The 14,624-nt window shown below is 61.0% G+C and carries 15 protein-coding genes; 12 read left to right on the forward strand and 3 right to left on the reverse strand.

Features of this window, described 5'->3' with window-relative positions; translation table 11 throughout:
* Positions 1-5: 5 nt before the first annotated feature.
* The 3 genes from ACMTA2_RS09990 to ACMTA2_RS10000 all read left to right on the forward strand — a co-directional run bounded on the left by ACMTA2_RS09990 (position 6) and on the right by ACMTA2_RS10000 (position 2,348).
* A complete protein-coding gene (locus ACMTA2_RS09990; RefSeq protein WP_413794704.1) occupies positions 6-527 on the forward strand; it encodes a GNAT family N-acetyltransferase in 522 nt (173 codons plus the stop codon).
* Between the two features lie 96 nt (positions 528-623).
* On the forward strand, positions 624-2,036 hold the full coding sequence (locus tag ACMTA2_RS09995; RefSeq protein ID WP_413794705.1) for an aspartate aminotransferase family protein: 1,413 nt from the start codon (positions 624-626) through the stop codon (positions 2,034-2,036).
* An 84-nt stretch (positions 2,037-2,120) separates the two neighbouring features.
* On the forward strand, positions 2,121-2,348 hold the full coding sequence (locus ACMTA2_RS10000) for an MbtH family protein (protein WP_072407945.1): 228 nt from the start codon (positions 2,121-2,123) through the stop codon (positions 2,346-2,348).
* 191 nt (positions 2,349-2,539) lie between these two features.
* Here ACMTA2_RS10000 and ACMTA2_RS10005 read toward each other — a convergent pair whose 3' ends face one another.
* Positions 2,540-3,436 carry a LysR family transcriptional regulator gene (locus tag ACMTA2_RS10005; protein WP_413794706.1) on the reverse strand — a complete coding sequence of 299 codons (897 nt, stop codon included), beginning with the start codon at positions 3,434-3,436 and terminating at the stop codon, positions 2,540-2,542.
* Between the two features lie 103 nt (positions 3,437-3,539).
* Between ACMTA2_RS10005 and ACMTA2_RS10010 the strand changes: the two genes are divergently transcribed.
* Entirely contained in the window at positions 3,540-4,385 is an 846-nt protein-coding gene (locus ACMTA2_RS10010) for a type 1 glutamine amidotransferase domain-containing protein (RefSeq protein WP_413794707.1), read from the forward strand.
* Positions 4,386-4,517: 132 nt separating this feature from the next.
* Here the strand turns inward: ACMTA2_RS10010 and ppsR are convergent, their stop codons facing one another.
* Positions 4,518-5,336 (reverse strand): posphoenolpyruvate synthetase regulatory kinase/phosphorylase PpsR, encoded by an 819-nt coding sequence (gene ppsR / locus ACMTA2_RS10015; protein WP_003199510.1) that lies wholly within the window; start codon positions 5,334-5,336, stop codon positions 4,518-4,520.
* A gap of 192 nt (positions 5,337-5,528) precedes the next feature.
* On the opposite strand from ppsR, the gene ppsA reads away from it, so the two are divergent.
* The 8 genes from ppsA (at position 5,529) to ACMTA2_RS10055 (ending at position 13,650) form a co-directional block, all read left to right on the forward strand.
* Entirely contained in the window at positions 5,529-7,904 is a 2,376-nt protein-coding gene (gene ppsA, locus ACMTA2_RS10020) for a phosphoenolpyruvate synthase (RefSeq protein ID WP_413794708.1), read from the forward strand.
* A 158-nt stretch (positions 7,905-8,062) separates the two neighbouring features.
* Positions 8,063-9,052: an alpha/beta fold hydrolase gene (locus ACMTA2_RS10025; protein WP_413794709.1), complete on the forward strand. Its 990-nt coding sequence runs from the start codon at positions 8,063-8,065 to the stop codon at positions 9,050-9,052.
* Positions 9,053-9,177: 125 nt separating this feature from the next.
* Positions 9,178-9,669, forward strand: a complete 492-nt coding sequence (gene rraA / locus ACMTA2_RS10030) for a ribonuclease E activity regulator RraA (protein ID WP_413794710.1) — start codon at positions 9,178-9,180, stop codon at positions 9,667-9,669.
* Positions 9,670-9,694: 25 nt separating this feature from the next.
* A complete protein-coding gene (locus ACMTA2_RS10035) occupies positions 9,695-10,690 on the forward strand; it encodes a zinc transporter ZntB (RefSeq protein WP_413794711.1) in 996 nt (331 codons plus the stop codon).
* A gap of 63 nt (positions 10,691-10,753) precedes the next feature.
* Positions 10,754-10,999, forward strand: a complete 246-nt coding sequence (locus ACMTA2_RS10040) for a hypothetical protein (RefSeq protein ID WP_014337331.1) — start codon at positions 10,754-10,756, stop codon at positions 10,997-10,999.
* A gap of 2 nt (positions 11,000-11,001) precedes the next feature.
* Positions 11,002-11,826, forward strand: coding sequence for a mechanosensitive ion channel family protein (locus tag ACMTA2_RS10045; protein ID WP_003199523.1), 825 nt, complete (start codon positions 11,002-11,004; stop codon positions 11,824-11,826).
* Positions 11,827-11,917: 91 nt separating this feature from the next.
* On the forward strand, positions 11,918-12,508 hold the full coding sequence (sigX, locus tag ACMTA2_RS10050; protein ID WP_003183614.1) for an RNA polymerase sigma factor SigX: 591 nt from the start codon (positions 11,918-11,920) through the stop codon (positions 12,506-12,508).
* A gap of 107 nt (positions 12,509-12,615) precedes the next feature.
* Positions 12,616-13,650 carry an OmpA family protein gene (locus tag ACMTA2_RS10055; protein WP_413794712.1) on the forward strand — a complete coding sequence of 345 codons (1,035 nt, stop codon included), beginning with the start codon at positions 12,616-12,618 and terminating at the stop codon, positions 13,648-13,650.
* A gap of 214 nt (positions 13,651-13,864) precedes the next feature.
* On the opposite strand, the gene cobA is transcribed toward ACMTA2_RS10055, so the two are convergent.
* Positions 13,865-14,620, reverse strand: coding sequence for a uroporphyrinogen-III C-methyltransferase (gene cobA, locus ACMTA2_RS10060; protein ID WP_413794713.1), 756 nt, complete (start codon positions 14,618-14,620; stop codon positions 13,865-13,867).
* Positions 14,621-14,624: the final 4 nt, after the last annotated feature.

The following is a 14,624-nucleotide window of genomic DNA, read 5'->3' on the forward strand; positions in this document are numbered from 1 at the left end:
GCGCCATGGACACCTTCATCGAAATCTGTACGGCCAGGCCCAGCGATGCCGGCATCATCAGCCGGATCGCCGAGCGCTCCATCCGGGTCGGGTGTGCCGCCGAGCACCGCAACGACCCCACTGTCGTGGCTGCCTGGGTACGCCATAACACCCTCGCGCATATCCGTCCCTGGCTGGACGACCCACGCTTGCGCCTGACCCTGGCCCGTTTGCAGGGTCGGCCGGCGGGTGTCGCCATGGCCACGACCAGTGGCCGGATCGCCTTCTGCTACGTGCAACCGGAATCCTTCCGCCGAGGTGTCGGCCAGGCGCTGGTGCGGGATATCGAGGCGTGGTTGCGCGGGCGCGGGGTGGCCCGGGTGCGTCTCAACAGTACCCGCTCCAGCCAGGCGTTCTATCGACACCTGGGGTTTGAACAAAGCGCCGAGGCCTTCGCCCTTGGCGGGGTCAAGGCCATCGCGATGCACAAGCCGCTGATCGCACCGACGGCGAAAGTGCTGCCCGGGGGTAAATCCCCCCGTGGCTGATGCGTTTCCACAACAGGAAACCTGCATGTGCGCCCCGACCGGATGCGCATCTGCCCGGTGTGCCGTTTGGGTCACTACGTATTGCGGGGTCGAGAGATGTCAGTCGCCAACAACCTTATCGAAGCACAGCCGGCCCGGGTCAGCCCCGTGTCGGCCGAGACGCTCTACCAGTTCAATGAATCGCCGCTGCTGGCTCGCCAGAGTCGGCAGGAATCCAATGCCCGCAGCTATCCACGGCGGATTCCCCTGGCCCTCAAGCGCGCCAAGGGGGTGTATGTCGAGGATGTCGAGGGACGCACCTTCATCGATTGCCTGGCCGGTGCCGGCACATTGGCACTGGGGCATAACCACCCGGTGGTGATCGACGCGATCCAGCAGGTGCTGGCCGATGAGCTGCCGTTGCATACCCTGGACCTGACCACGCCGGTCAAGGACCGCTTCGTCCAGGACCTGTTCGGCCTGTTGCCGGCGCAGTTGGCCGCCGAGGCGAAGATCCAGTTCTGCGGCCCCACCGGTACCGACGCGGTGGAAGCTGCTCTCAAGCTGGTGCGCACCGCCACCGGACGCAGCACTGTGCTGTCGTTCCAGGGGGGTTATCACGGCATGAGCCAGGGGGCACTGAGCCTGATGGGCAGCCTGGGGCCGAAGAAACCCTTGGGCGCCTTGCTCAGCAGTGGCGTGCAGTTCATGCCGTACCCCTATGATTACCGCTGTCCGTTCGGGCTGGGCGGTGTCGAGGGCGTGAAGGCCAGTTTGCATTACCTGGAAAACCTGCTGAACGACCCGGAAGCCGGTGTGCAATTGCCGGCAGCCGTCATCGTCGAGGTGGTGCAGGGCGAGGGCGGGGTCATTCCCGCCGACCTGGACTGGCTGCGTGGCTTGCGGCGGATCACCGAGCAGGCGGGTGTGGCGTTGATCGTCGACGAAATCCAGAGCGGCTTCGGTCGTACCGGCAAGATGTTTGCCTTCGAACATGCCGGGATCATCCCCGACGTGGTCGTATTGTCCAAGGCCATCGGCGGCAGCCTGCCGCTGGCGGTGGTGGTTTACCGCGACTGGCTCGACACGTGGCTGCCGGGCGCTCATGCCGGGACCTTCCGTGGCAATCAGATGGCCATGGCCGCCGGTTCTGCGGTGATGAGGTATTTGCAGGCGCACGACCTGCCGGCCCACGCCGCCGCCATGGGCGAGCGCCTCGGCGAGCACCTGCGCATCCTCCAGCGGGACTTTGCGCAACTGGGCGATATCCGCGGACGCGGGCTGATGCTGGGTGTTGAATTGGTGGACCCGGCGGGTAAGCCGGATGCCTTGGGCCATCCGCCAGTGCATGCACAGCTGGCGCCACGGCTGCAACGCGAGTGCCTCAAGCGCGGGCTGATCCTGGAACTGGGTGGTCGTCAGGGCGGCGTGGTGCGGTTCCTGCCACCGTTGATCATCACCCGGGCGGAGATCGACCGGGTCGCCGAGATTTTCGGGCGAGCCCTGCATGCGGCGGTCACGGACAGCTAATTTTTACCCGGCCCCGTACGTTCCTTTCATATCCTGGCTGCGCATGCGGCGCAGCGAACCTCGAGCAAAGATGGAGAGACACCCATGACTTCAGTATTCGACCGCGAGGACATCGTCTTTCAGGTCGTGGTCAACCACGAAGAACAGTATTCGATCTGGCCAGACTACAAGGCCATCCCCGAGGGCTGGCGCACCGTCGGCAAAAGCGGGTTCAAGAAGGAATGCCTGGCCTACATCGAAGAAGTCTGGACCGACATGCGTCCGCTGAGCCTGCGCAAGAAAATGGACGAACAGGCAGCTGCGGCCCACTAAATGTAGAGCCTGTGGCAGCAAGAAAGCTTTCCACAGCAAGGCTGCGGGAGAATACAGATCTTGCAGTCACATCAGAACCACTGTGGGAGCGAGCTTGCTCGCGATAGCGGTGGATCGGCAACATTAATGCCGGCTGACACTCCGCAATCGCGAGCAAGCTCGCTCCCACAGAGGCCTGCCGGCGTTACCCGCTATTGCTCGATCAAAAAATCAATCAACGCCCGCGCCGCCGCCGGCAATTGCCGATGGGGCGGGTAGATGATTGAAAACGGTCGGCTGCGCCCGCCAAAGTCCTCCAGCAACACCACCAGTTCCCCGCGCTCGATGCGCTCCCGGACAATGAATTCATAGGTCTGGCAGATCCCCATCCCGGCCTGGGCCAGGGACACGATGCCCAATACGTCGTCGGACACTTGCACATTGCCCGCCGGCAGCCATTCCCGATCCTCCTGATTGTCGCGAAACAGCCAGGGTGCGATGCGTCCGCTGCTGGGCATCACGAAGGGCAGGCAGGCGTGGGCGGCCAGCTCATCGACGTGCCGGGGCGTTCCGGCGCGCTCCAGGTAGTGCGGCGAGGCCACCAGGCAAAGGCGGGCGTCTTCGAGCTTGCGGCCCACCAGGCCGCTGTCCGGCAGCGGTCCAAGGCGTATCGCCAGGTCATACCCCTCGGCCACCAGATCGACGTTGCGGTTGGTGATGCTCAGTTCGACCCGGACTTGCGGGCACGCCTGGGCGAAACGCGACAGCAGCGATGGCAGGCGGCAATGACCGTAGGTGGTCGGTACGCTCAAGCGCACACGACCGGTCAAGACACCGTCCTGGCCCTGGATTCGCCGCTCGGCATCGTCAATCAGGGCAAAAGCCGAGCGCGACTGTTCCAAGTACAACGTGCCGGCATCGGTCAGGTTCAGCCGGCGGGTCGTGCGTCGCAACAGTTGCACCCCAAGCCGGGCTTCGAGGCGGGAGATGGCGCGGCTCAGGACCGAAGGCGTGGTGCCCAGCGCCACGGCACCGGCGCTGAGCGTGCCTTTTTCCACGACCGTGACGAAAGCTTCCACGTCGGCCAGATGATCGAATCGACGGGCCATTGTTGCCTCCAGGGACCAGGTGATGTTCCGGAGCGCCAGTTTATCGCCGGTAAGCGCATCAATACAGTGAGCGCATCTTTTATCGAAGCGTCCTGGAGTCATCATGAAAAAGCTTACTGGCTTGGTATCGTCTGTTGTCCTGGCGGGGATCAGCGTCGCGGCCCACGCCGACAACGTGCTGGTGGTCCTGTCGGACTCCGATCATCTGGATTTGAAGAATGGCCAGGTCTTCTCCACCGGGTTCTACCTCAACGAATTGCTGCAACCGGTGAAACTGTTGCTGGATGCCGGCCACCAGGTAACGTTCGCGACCCCCGAGGGCAAGGCGCCGACGCTGGACCGCTCCTCGGCGGACAAGATGTACTTCAATAACGACTCGGCGGAGCTCGAGCGTTACCAGGCGTTGCTGGCGCAGTTGAATATCACGTCGGCCAAGGACTCGCCGGTGATCAGCCTGGCTCGTGTCGAGCAGATCGGTCTGGAACAGTTCGACGCCCTCTACATTCCCGGCGGGCATGCGCCAATGCAGGATTTGCTCACGAGCGCACCGCTGGGGCGGGTGCTGACGCATTTTCATGACAAGGGCAAGACCACCGCGCTGGTCTGCCACGGGCCGATCGCGTTGCTGTCGACCCTGGCCGACGCCAAGGGCTTCGTCGGGCAGTTGGCCGCCCACGGCCAGGCCCCGGCCAAGGCCGACTGGATCTATGCCGGGTACAAGATGACAGTGATCAGCAATCAGGAAGAAGCGTTGGCCAAGGGGCTGCTGGGCGGCGGGAGCATGAAGTTCTATCCACAAACCGCCCTGGAACAGGCGGGTGGGCAATACAGCAGCAACACCTCGCCGTGGACGTCCCATGTGGTGGAGGATCGGGAATTGATCACCGGCCAGAATCCGGCCTCGGCGCTGGCGGTGGGGCAGGCGTTGGTTGAGCGGCTGAAACCCTAGGCCGGAAGACTTCCTATACCTTGTGGGAGCGAGCTTGCTCGCGATTGCGGTGGGTCAGCAAGATCAATGTTGGCTGACACTCCGCAATCGCGAGCAAGCTCGCTCCCACAGGTTTTCCGGCACACCGTCTGGTTATTTGAACCGCCGCTCCACCCCTTTCTCCACCAGGATCTTCGCCGAAATCTCTTCCACGGAAAAATGCGTGGAGTTGATATGGGGAATGTTCTCCCGCCGGAACAGGTTTTCCACCTCGCGCACTTCGAACTCGCACTGGGCGTAGCTTGAATAACGACTGTTGGGCTTGCGCTCGTTGCGGATCGCGGTGAGGCGGTCCGGGTCGATGGTCAGGCCGAACAGCTTGTGCTGGTGGGCGCGCAGGGCGCTGGGCAGTTGCAGGCGCTCCATGTCGTCTTCGGTCAACGGATAGTTGGCCGCGCGGATGCCGAATTGCATCGCCATGTACAGGCACGTCGGCGTCTTACCACAACGCGACACGCCCACTAGGATCAGGTCGGCCTTGTCGTAATAATGCGTACGTGCGCCGTCATCGTTGTCCAGCGCGAAGTTGACCGCTTCGATCCGCTCCATGTAGTTGGAGTTGTGGCCAATGGAATGGGATTTGCCGACCGAGTAGGAAGAATGCTCGCTCAGTTCCTGTTCCAGGGGGGCCAGGAAGGTGGAAAAAATGTCGATCATGAAACCATTGGACGTTGCGAGAATCTCACGGATGTCCTGATTGACGATGGTATCGAAGATGATCGGGCGGAAACCGTCGGTTTCGGCGGCTTTATTGATTTGCTGTACCATGGCCCGCGCCTTGTCGACGCTGTCGATGTACGGGCGTATGAATTTGGCGAAAGTAATGTTTTCGAACTGTGCCAACAGGCTTTGGCCTAGCGTTTCGGCCGTGATGCCGGTGCCGTCGGAGATAAAGAAAGCAGATCGTTTCATTTGCGCCTTGGGCCTTAAGCTAGTGAGCTAGTGAGCTAGTGACGATTCTTGGATATGATAGGCGCGATTTGCCGGCCGCCATTGGCCCGCATTCTCACTTATTTTCCAGGTCCAGGCCATATCGCCGGCAAGCGCTCCCCTGGAGCCGCCGGTGCCTTGAGCTTTTCCAACACAGTTAGTGGAGAGATCACCTTGGTAGAGTACGTAGTTTCCCTCGATAAGCTCGGCGTCCATGATGTGGAGCATGTGGGGGGCAAGAACGCATCCCTGGGCGAGATGATCAGTAACCTCGCCGGTGCCGGCGTATCGGTGCCAGGTGGCTTCGCCACGACCGCCCAGGCTTATCGTGATTTCCTGGAACTGAGCGGCCTGAACCAGCAGATCCACGATGCGCTCGATGCCCTGGACGTCGACGACGTCAATGCCCTGGCCAAGACCGGTGCCCAGATCCGCCAATGGATCATGGAAGCCGAGTTCCCCGAGAAACTGAATACCGAGATCCGCACCGCTTTCGCCAAGCTGTCCGAAGGTAATCCCGACATCGCCGTCGCCGTACGTTCCTCGGCCACCGCCGAAGACCTGCCGGATGCCTCCTTCGCCGGCCAGCAGGAAACCTTCCTGAACATCCGTGGCGTGGAAAACGTCATCCGCGCCGCCAAGGAAGTCTTCGCGTCCCTTTTTAACGACCGTGCCATTTCCTACCGCGTGCACCAGGGCTTCGACCACAAGCTGGTCGCCCTGTCCGCCGGTGTGCAGCGCATGGTCCGCTCCGAGACCGGCACCGCCGGCGTGATGTTCACCCTCGACACCGAGTCGGGTTTCCGTGACGTGGTGTTCATCACCGGCGCCTACGGCCTGGGTGAAACCGTCGTGCAAGGCGCGGTCAACCCGGATGAGTTCTACGTTCACAAAGGCACGCTGCAAGCCGGTCGCCCGGCCATCCTGCGCCGCAACCTGGGCAGCAAGGCCATCAAGATGATCTACGGCGACGAAGCCAAGGCCGGTCGTTCAGTGAAGACCGTCGACGTGGACAAGGCCGAGCGCGCGCGTTTCTGCCTGACTGACGCCGAAGTCAGCGAACTGGCCAAGCAGGCGATGATCATCGAGCAGCACTACAAGTGCCCGATGGACATCGAGTGGGCCAAGGACGGTGACGACGGCAAGCTGTACATCGTGCAGGCCCGTCCGGAAACCGTGAAGAGCCGCACCCAGGCCAACGTCATGGAGCGCTACCTGCTCAAGGAAACCGGCACCGTGCTGGTGGAAGGCCGGGCCATCGGCCAGCGCATCGGCGCGGGCAAGGTGCGGATCATCAAGGACGTCTCGGAGATGGACAAGGTCCAGGCCGGCGACGTACTGGTCTCCGACATGACCGACCCGGACTGGGAACCGGTGATGAAGCGCGCCAGCGCCATCGTCACCAACCGTGGCGGGCGTACCTGCCACGCGGCGATCATCGCCCGTGAACTGGGAATCCCGGCCGTGGTCGGTTGCGGCAACGCCACCCAACTGCTCAAGGACGGCCAGGGCGTGACCGTGTCCTGCGCCGAAGGCGACACCGGCTACATCTTCGAAGGCGAACTGGGCTTCGACATCAAGAAGAACTCCGTGGACGCCATGCCGGAGCTGCCGTTCAAGATCATGATGAACGTCGGCAACCCGGATCGCGCCTTTGACTTCGCGCAACTGCCGAACGCCGGTGTGGGCCTGGCCCGCCTGGAGTTCATCATCAACCGCATGATCGGCGTGCACCCCAAGGCACTGCTGAACTACGACGGCCTGCCCCAGGAAATCAAGGACAGCGTCGACAAGCGCATTGCCGGTTACAACGACCCGGTCGGTTTCTACGTCGAGAAGCTGGTGGAAGGCATCAGCACCCTGGCGGCGGCGTTCTGGCCGAAAAAAGTCATCGTGCGCCTGTCGGACTTCAAGTCCAACGAATACGCCAACCTGATCGGCGGCAAACTCTACGAGCCGGAAGAAGAGAACCCGATGCTGGGCTTCCGTGGTGCGTCGCGCTACATCAGCGAGTCGTTCCGCGACTGCTTCGAGCTCGAATGCCGCGCCCTCAAGCGTGTGCGCAACGAAATGGGCCTGACCAACGTCGAGATCATGGTGCCGTTCGTGCGGACCCTGGGCGAAGCGAGCCAGGTGGTCGACCTGCTGGCGGAAAACGGCCTGGCCCGTGGCGACAATGGCCTGCGCGTGATCATGATGTGCGAGCTGCCGTCCAACGCCATCCTGGCTGAAGAGTTCCTCGAGTTCTTCGACGGTTTCTCCATCGGTTCCAACGACCTGACCCAGCTGACCCTGGGCCTGGACCGCGACTCCGGGATCATCGCCCACCTGTTCGATGAGCGGAATCCGGCGGTCAAGAAGCTGCTGGCCAACGCCATTGCCGCCTGCAACAAGGCTGGCAAGTACATCGGCATCTGCGGCCAGGGACCTTCGGACCACCCGGACCTGGCCAAGTGGCTGATGGAACAGGGCATCGAAAGCGTTTCGTTGAACCCGGACTCCGTGCTGGAAACCTGGTTCTTCCTGGCCGAGGGTCAGGCGGCGGTCTGATCGAGTGAAGGGGCCTCACCGGTGATGTAAGCCGGGTAACCTTTGTGGGAGCGAGCTTGCTCGCGATAGTGGAGTGTCAGCCAAGATTATTTTGCTGATCCGCCGCCATCGCGAGCAAGCTCGCTCCCACAGTCGTCTTTTTTTTGTGCAAGAAGATCATGCAAAGCAGCAGCAACCTCTTTCCTGTCGCCCTGATCAGCGCCGAGCGGCGCGGTGATCTGAGCGAAGATGTCTATCGCTTGAAACCCGGCAACAGCCCGGACGCCAGCGTCGAGCTGGCCGTCACCCGGCTGGGCATGGCCGATGTCGGCGAAACCCGTGGTGTCCCGGTGATCCTGTTGCACGGCAGTTTTTCCAACCGGCGCTTCTGGTATTCGCCCAAGGGCCTGGGCCTGGGGGCGTACCTGACACGCCTGGGATTCGATGTGTGGATTCCCGAAATGCGCGGCCATGGCTTATCCCAGCGCAATCAGGGCTATCGCCATAACCGTGTGGCCGACTACGCCCGTTACGACTTGCCGGCCATTGGTGCCTTCGTGCGTGAGCAGAGTGGGCAAGTGCCCCACTGGATCGGTCATTCCCTGGGGGGCATTACCCTGGCGGCAGCCTTGGGTGGCCATTACCTAGGCGAACCCGCGGTGGCGTCGGCGGCGTTTTTCGGCACCCAGGTCAGCCGTACCTATTGGCCGCTGAAGATCCCGCCAGTGGAGTGGAGCGGTCGCTTCATCCTCAAGCGTTTTGCCCAATTGTCCGGTTCAAGGCTCAAGCGCGGCCCCGAGGACGAGCCCATCGGCCTGGCCCTGGAGAGCATGCGCTGGTACGGCCTGTTCGGGCGTTTCGGTGACGCCGAGAAAAACTGGTGGGCCGGGCTGGCCGATGTCCAGTTGCCGGTGCTGGCGGTGAGTGCCGCGGGTGACCACCAGGACCCGACCTGGGCTTGCCGTAAACTCTTCGATCAGATCGGCTCCGTGCACAAGCAATTTGTCTGCCTGGGCCGGGGCCAGGGCTTCACTGACGATTTCGGTCACGTCGAGATGCTGGTCAGCAAGGCTGCCCACCTCGAGGTCTGGCCGTTGGTGGCGCGGTGGCTCGAGGATCAACAGGCACCCTTGCTGGGCGAACAGCCCCGGTTGGCCGAGGCGGTTTGAGGCGAAGGCTCTGACAAGGGCATTTCGCTCTGGTCGGCTTGCGGCTAAGATATGACGCTTCAAGCGGTTCCAGTCACAAACGGTTGCTCATTCAGTCTGACGTTCCAGCCTTCAGGAGTTGTTCGATGAACCATTACCTCACGCCCGACCTGTGCGACGCCTACCCGGACCTGGTGCAGGTGTTGGAGCCGATGTTCAGCAATTTCGGTGGCCGCGATTCCTTCGGTGGCGAAATCGTGACCATTAAATGCTTCGAGGACAACTCGCGGGTCAAGGAGCAGGTTGAACTCAAGGGTAACGGCAAGGTGCTGGTGGTCGATGGCGGCGGTTCCCTGCGTCGGGCACTGCTGGGGGACATGCTGGCGGAAAAAGCCGCGAAAAACGGCTGGGAAGGGCTGGTGATCTACGGATGCATCCGCGACGTCGACGTCATCGCCCAGACCGACCTCGGGGTCCAGGCCCTGGCCAGTCACCCGATGAAGACAGACCGGCGCGGCGTTGGCGAACTCAATGTGCCGGTGACCTTTGCCGGCGTGACGTTTCGCCCGGGCGAGTATGTCTATGCGGACAATAACGGCGTGATCGTCTCGCCAAGCCCGCTGAAAATGCCTGAATGAAGCAGTACAGCCATAAGGGATGAGGATGTTCGAGGAAGAAAACGCGCAATGGGGGCTGGTGCATGCCCTGGTGCTGGACGGTAAAGGCGGCGCGCGTTCCATAGCCCGGACCGATCTCGACGATTTGCAGCTGCAGGCCCACGAAAGCCTGTGGTTGCACTGGGATCGCAGTCATCCACAAACCCACACCTGGCTGCGCAAGTCCAGTGGCCTAAGCGAATTCAACTGCGACCTGCTGCTCGAAGAAAACACCCGGCCGCGCTTGTTGCCGTTGCCCAATGCCGAGCTGCTGCTGTTCCTGCGGGGGATCAATCTAAACCCGGGCGCCGAACCTGAAGACATGGTGTCGGTACGGATCTTTGCGTCCGCCCAGAGGGTGATCTCCCTGCGCCTGCGTCCGTTGCGCGCCACCGATGAGCTGTTGGCGCAGTTGGCCGAGGGCAAGGGCCCGAAGACGGCGTCCGAACTCATCCTTTATATGGCGCAATACCTCACCAACAAGGTTCAGGACCTGGTCACCTGCCTGTCCGAAATCGTCGATGGCGAGGAAGAAAAACTCGATACCGACGAACGGTATACCCCTGAGCACGACGCCATCTTGCACATCCGCCGAAGGGCCGCCGGACTCAAGCGATTCCTGGCGCCACAGCGGGATATTTTCGGCCAGATGTCGCGGATCAAGTTGCCCTGGTTCGTCGAGGACGACGGCGACTATTGGAATGAATTGAACAACAGCCTGACCCGTTATCTCGAAGAGCTGGAATTGACCCGGGAGCGCGTAGGGCTTGTGCTGGAGGCCGAAGACCGGCGCCTTTCGGTGCGCATGAACCGCACCATGTACCGCTTCGGCATCATCACCGGGATTTTCCTGCCGATGAGTTTTCTCACCGGCCTTTTGGGCATCAATGTCGGCGGCATTCCGTTTTCCGCAAGCCCCTACGGGTTCATGGTCGCGTGCCTGCTGATGATCTGCGTGGCGCTGGGGCAGTGGTGGCTGTTCCGCCGCTTGCGCTGGGTGTGATGGGGTTTCATGTGACCCGACGAAATTTGATCGCGTCTTCCACAGACATCACGAGAGGTGCGTATGCACGATCCGTTTGAACAGTCTTTGCGCGACATGCTCAAGGCTTCGCCGTCCAGCCGGGACGACGACGCATGCCTGGGACGTGTACTGAAAACCGCCAACCGCCAGGTCGGCGCGGGCGATCTGTTCAGCCTGCTGGGCCGCTGGTTGCCCGCGCTGATGATCGCCCTGAATAATGGATCGGCCCATGTCTCGCCGGTTTCCCGCCGTAAACCTGTTACTCGCACCGCTGATAAGGCTGATTGAATATGGAACTTGATCTCTGGACCCAGAGCCTCGTCACGGCAATGACTGCGTTGTGGACCAAGGTAGCTAACTTCATTCCGAACCTCTTCGGCGCGCTGGTGGTGCTGTTGTTGGGTTTCGTCGTGGCCAAGCTGCTGGACACGCTGCTGTCCAAGCTGCTCGCCAAGCTGGGGCTCGATCGCCTGATGGGCGGCACCGGCTTGACCAAATTGCTGTCCCGTGGCGGCATCCAGGTGCCGATCTCGACCCTGGTCGGCAAGATCGTGTATTGGTTTGTATTGCTGATTTTCCTGGTTTCTGCAGCAGAATCCCTTGGCCTTGAGCGAGTTTCGGCTACGCTCGATATGCTTGCGCTGTATTTGCCGAAGGTTTTTGGTGCTGCACTGGTGTTGCTGGTCGGCGTCCTGCTGGCGCAACTGGCCAATGGGCTGGTGCGCGGCGCGGCCGAGGGCGTTGGGCTGGACTACGCCGCCGGCGTAGGGCGAATTGCCCAGGGCCTGGTGATCATCATCAGTATTTCGGTGGCCATCAGCCAGTTGGAGGTCAAGACCGACCTGCTCAACCACGTGATCGTGATCGTTCTGATTACCGTCGGTCTGGCGGTTGCGCTGGCAATGGGACTGGGTAGCCGGGAAATCGCCGGTCAGATTCTTGCGGGAATCTATGTGCGTGAATTGTATGAGGTTGGGCAACAAGTGCGTGTTGGCGAGGTCGAAGGCCAGATCGAAGAGATCGGCACGGTAAAAACCACATTGCTGACCGAGGAGGGCGAGCTGGTGTCGCTTTCCAATCGGATCCTGCTGGAACAGCATGTGAGTAGCCGCTAACCCGGCAAACCCTGCTAATGTATGCCGCCGCGAAATGCCTGCTACCCCAGGCTGCGGCGCACATTGACCTAGACTGTCGGCCCGACTTGTTTTGAACAAACCCCAATCGCTATCCACGCGCTACGACCCCCGTGATCTCTCCGATGAGGAGTTGGTCGCGCGCGCGCATACGGAGCTGTTTCACGTAACACGCGCCTATGAAGAGTTGATGCGTCGTTACCAGAGAACTTTATTTAACGTTTGTGCACGTTATCTCGGGAACGATCGTGATGCTGACGATGTCTGTCAGGAGGTGATGTTGAAGGTGCTGTATGGCCTGAAGAACTTCGAGGGGAAATCGAAGTTCAAGACATGGCTCTATAGCATCACGTACAACGAATGCATCACGCAGTATCGCAAGGAACGGCGAAAGCGTCGCTTGATGGACGCGTTGAGCCTGGACCCTCTCGAGGAAGCGTCGGAAGACAAGGCGCCCAAGCCCGAGGAAAAGGGTGGACTCGATCGCTGGCTGGTCTATGTAAACCCGATCGACCGGGAAATTCTGGTGCTACGATTTGTCGCAGAGCTGGAATTCCAAGAGATCGCAGACATAATGCATATGGGTTTGAGCGCGACAAAAATGCGTTACAAGCGCGCTCTTGACAAATTGCGTGAGAAATTTGCAGGTATTGCTGAAACTTAGTTAGGCGCAAATATCTCTTACGTGTAGGCAAGTTCTGATAGACTTGCCGCCGAGTTGTCCCCCGGTTTGCGGGACTGCTTCACAATCACCAGATGGGGATTTAACGGATGAAACTGAAAAACACCTTGGGCTTTGCCATTGGTTCTTTGATTGCTGCCACTTCGTTCGGCGCTCTGGCACAAGGCCAAGGCGCAGTTGAAATCGAAGGCTTCGCCAAGAAAGAACAATTCGACAGCGCTCGTAACTTCAAGAACAACGGCAACCTGTTCGGCGGTTCGATCGGTTACTTTCTGACCGATGACGTTGAACTGCGTCTGGCCTACGACGAAGTGCACAACGCACGTACCGACGACGGCACCAACGTCAAGGGCGCCAACACCGCTCTGGACGCCCTGTACCACTTCAACAACCCAGGCGACATGCTGCGTCCTTACGTTTCGGCCGGTTTCTCCGACCAGAGCATCGACCAGAATGGCAGCAACGGTCGTAACCGTTCTACCTTCGCCAACGTTGGTGGCGGCGCCAAGCTGTATTTCACCGAGAACTTCTACGCCCGTGCCGGCGTTGAAGCTCAGTACAACATCGACCAAGGCGACACCGAGTGGGCGCCAAGCGTTGGTATCGGTGTGAACTTCGGTGGCGGCTCCAAGCCTGCTGCTGCTCCAGTTCCAGCTCCGGCTGAAGTCTGCTCCGACAGCGACAACGATGGCGTGTGCGACAACGTCGACAAGTGCCCAGACACCCCAGCCAACGTAACTGTTGACGCTGATGGCTGCCCAGCTGTTGCTGAAGTCGTTCGTGTTGAGCTGGACGTCAAGTTCGACTTCGACAAGTCGGTCGTTAAAGAAAACAGCTACGGCGACATCAAGAACCTGGCTGATTTCATGAAGCAGTACCCAGCTACCACCACCACTGTTGAAGGTCACACTGACTCCGTCGGTCCTGACGCTTACAACCAGAAACTGTCTGAGCGTCGTGCAAACGCCGTTAAGCAAGTTCTGACCAACCAGTACGGTGTTGAATCGTCCCGCGTTCAGTCTGTTGGCTACGGCGAATCCCGCCCAGTTGCTGACAACGCCACTGACGCTGGTCGTGCAGTTAACCGTCGCGTAGAAGCGCAGGTTGAAGCCCAAGCTAAGTAATTAGCCCACAGCTTTGGAAAAGCCCGGCCTAGGCCGGGCTTTTCTTTGCCTGGGATTTGTGGAGATGAGGGGTGTTGCCGCGAAACAACTGGTTAAACCCAAAACCTGTGGGAGCGAGCTTGCTCGCGATAGCGGTGTGTCAGCCAGTATTGATGCTGCTGACCCGACGCTATCGCGAGCACGCTCGCTCCCACATTAGGTTGGGTGTTGTTTGTTACAGCGCCGAAGCCTGAACCCACGCAGGCTGTGATGCGGTGCGTTCGCCAGCACCAGCCACTGCGCCGATGACCAGGATCGCCGGGCTCTTGAGCCCGAATGCGCCGGCATCGGCTTCCATCGAGGCCAGGTCGCTGCGGCAGTCACGCTGGTGGGGCAGGGAGGCGTTTTCGATCATGGCGACAGGCGTGTTCGCCGCCAGGCCACCGGCCAGCAATTGCTCGCGAATTTCACTCAGTTTCGCCACGCCCATGTACACCACCAAGGTCGTCCCACTTTGCGCCAAGGCTTGCCAGTTCAGGCTGCTGCCGTCCTGGGTGTGGGCCGTGACCAGGGTCACGCCCCGGGCAATCCCGCGCAAGGTCAATGGAATATCGCACTGGGTCGCCCCCGCGAGGCCGGCAGTGATGCCGTTGACCAGCTCCACCTCAATGCCATGCTCGCGCAACCACTGTGCCTCTTCACCGCCGCGGCCGAAGATGCATGGGTCGCCGCCCTTGAGGCGCACCACGCATTTGCCCTGGCGGGCGTAACGCAGCATCAGCCGATGAATGAAGGCCTGGGGGGTGGATCGGCAGCCGCCGCGCTTGCCCACGGCGATGATGCGTGCAGTGGGACAATGCTCCAACACCGCGGTGTTGACCAGGTCGTCGATCAGCACCACGTCGGCCTCGCCCAAGGCGCGCACGGCTTTGAGGGTCAGCAGCTCAGGGTCACCGGGACCTGCGCCCACCAGCCAGACTTTTGCGTTCATAGTG

The organism is Pseudomonas medicaginis, assembly GCF_965119365.1.
Classification (GTDB): Bacteria; Pseudomonadota; Gammaproteobacteria; order Pseudomonadales; family Pseudomonadaceae; genus Aquipseudomonas.

What these genes read in the sequence shown, in the direction of transcription:
- ACMTA2_RS09990 (WP_413794704.1), top strand. Translation starts at nt 6, where the DNA reads ATGGACACCTTCATCGAAATCTGTACGGCCAGGCCCAGCGATGCCGGC.
- ACMTA2_RS09995 (WP_413794705.1), top strand. Translation starts at nt 624, where the DNA reads ATGTCAGTCGCCAACAACCTTATCGAAGCACAGCCGGCCCGGGTCAGC.
- ACMTA2_RS10000 (WP_072407945.1), top strand. Translation starts at nt 2,121, where the DNA reads ATGACTTCAGTATTCGACCGCGAGGACATCGTCTTTCAGGTCGTGGTC.
- ACMTA2_RS10005 (WP_413794706.1), bottom strand. Translation starts at nt 3,436, where the DNA reads ATGGCCCGTCGATTCGATCATCTGGCCGACGTGGAAGCTTTCGTCACG.
- ACMTA2_RS10010 (WP_413794707.1), top strand. Translation starts at nt 3,540, where the DNA reads ATGAAAAAGCTTACTGGCTTGGTATCGTCTGTTGTCCTGGCGGGGATC.
- ppsR (WP_003199510.1), bottom strand. Translation starts at nt 5,336, where the DNA reads ATGAAACGATCTGCTTTCTTTATCTCCGACGGCACCGGCATCACGGCC.
- ACMTA2_RS10025 (WP_413794709.1), top strand. Translation starts at nt 8,063, where the DNA reads ATGCAAAGCAGCAGCAACCTCTTTCCTGTCGCCCTGATCAGCGCCGAG.
- rraA (WP_413794710.1), top strand. Translation starts at nt 9,178, where the DNA reads ATGAACCATTACCTCACGCCCGACCTGTGCGACGCCTACCCGGACCTG.
- ACMTA2_RS10035 (WP_413794711.1), top strand. Translation starts at nt 9,695, where the DNA reads ATGTTCGAGGAAGAAAACGCGCAATGGGGGCTGGTGCATGCCCTGGTG.
- ACMTA2_RS10040 (WP_014337331.1), top strand. Translation starts at nt 10,754, where the DNA reads ATGCACGATCCGTTTGAACAGTCTTTGCGCGACATGCTCAAGGCTTCG.
- ACMTA2_RS10045 (WP_003199523.1), top strand. Translation starts at nt 11,002, where the DNA reads ATGGAACTTGATCTCTGGACCCAGAGCCTCGTCACGGCAATGACTGCG.
- ACMTA2_RS10055 (WP_413794712.1), top strand. Translation starts at nt 12,616, where the DNA reads ATGAAACTGAAAAACACCTTGGGCTTTGCCATTGGTTCTTTGATTGCT.
- cobA (WP_413794713.1), bottom strand. Translation starts at nt 14,620, where the DNA reads ATGAACGCAAAAGTCTGGCTGGTGGGCGCAGGTCCCGGTGACCCTGAG.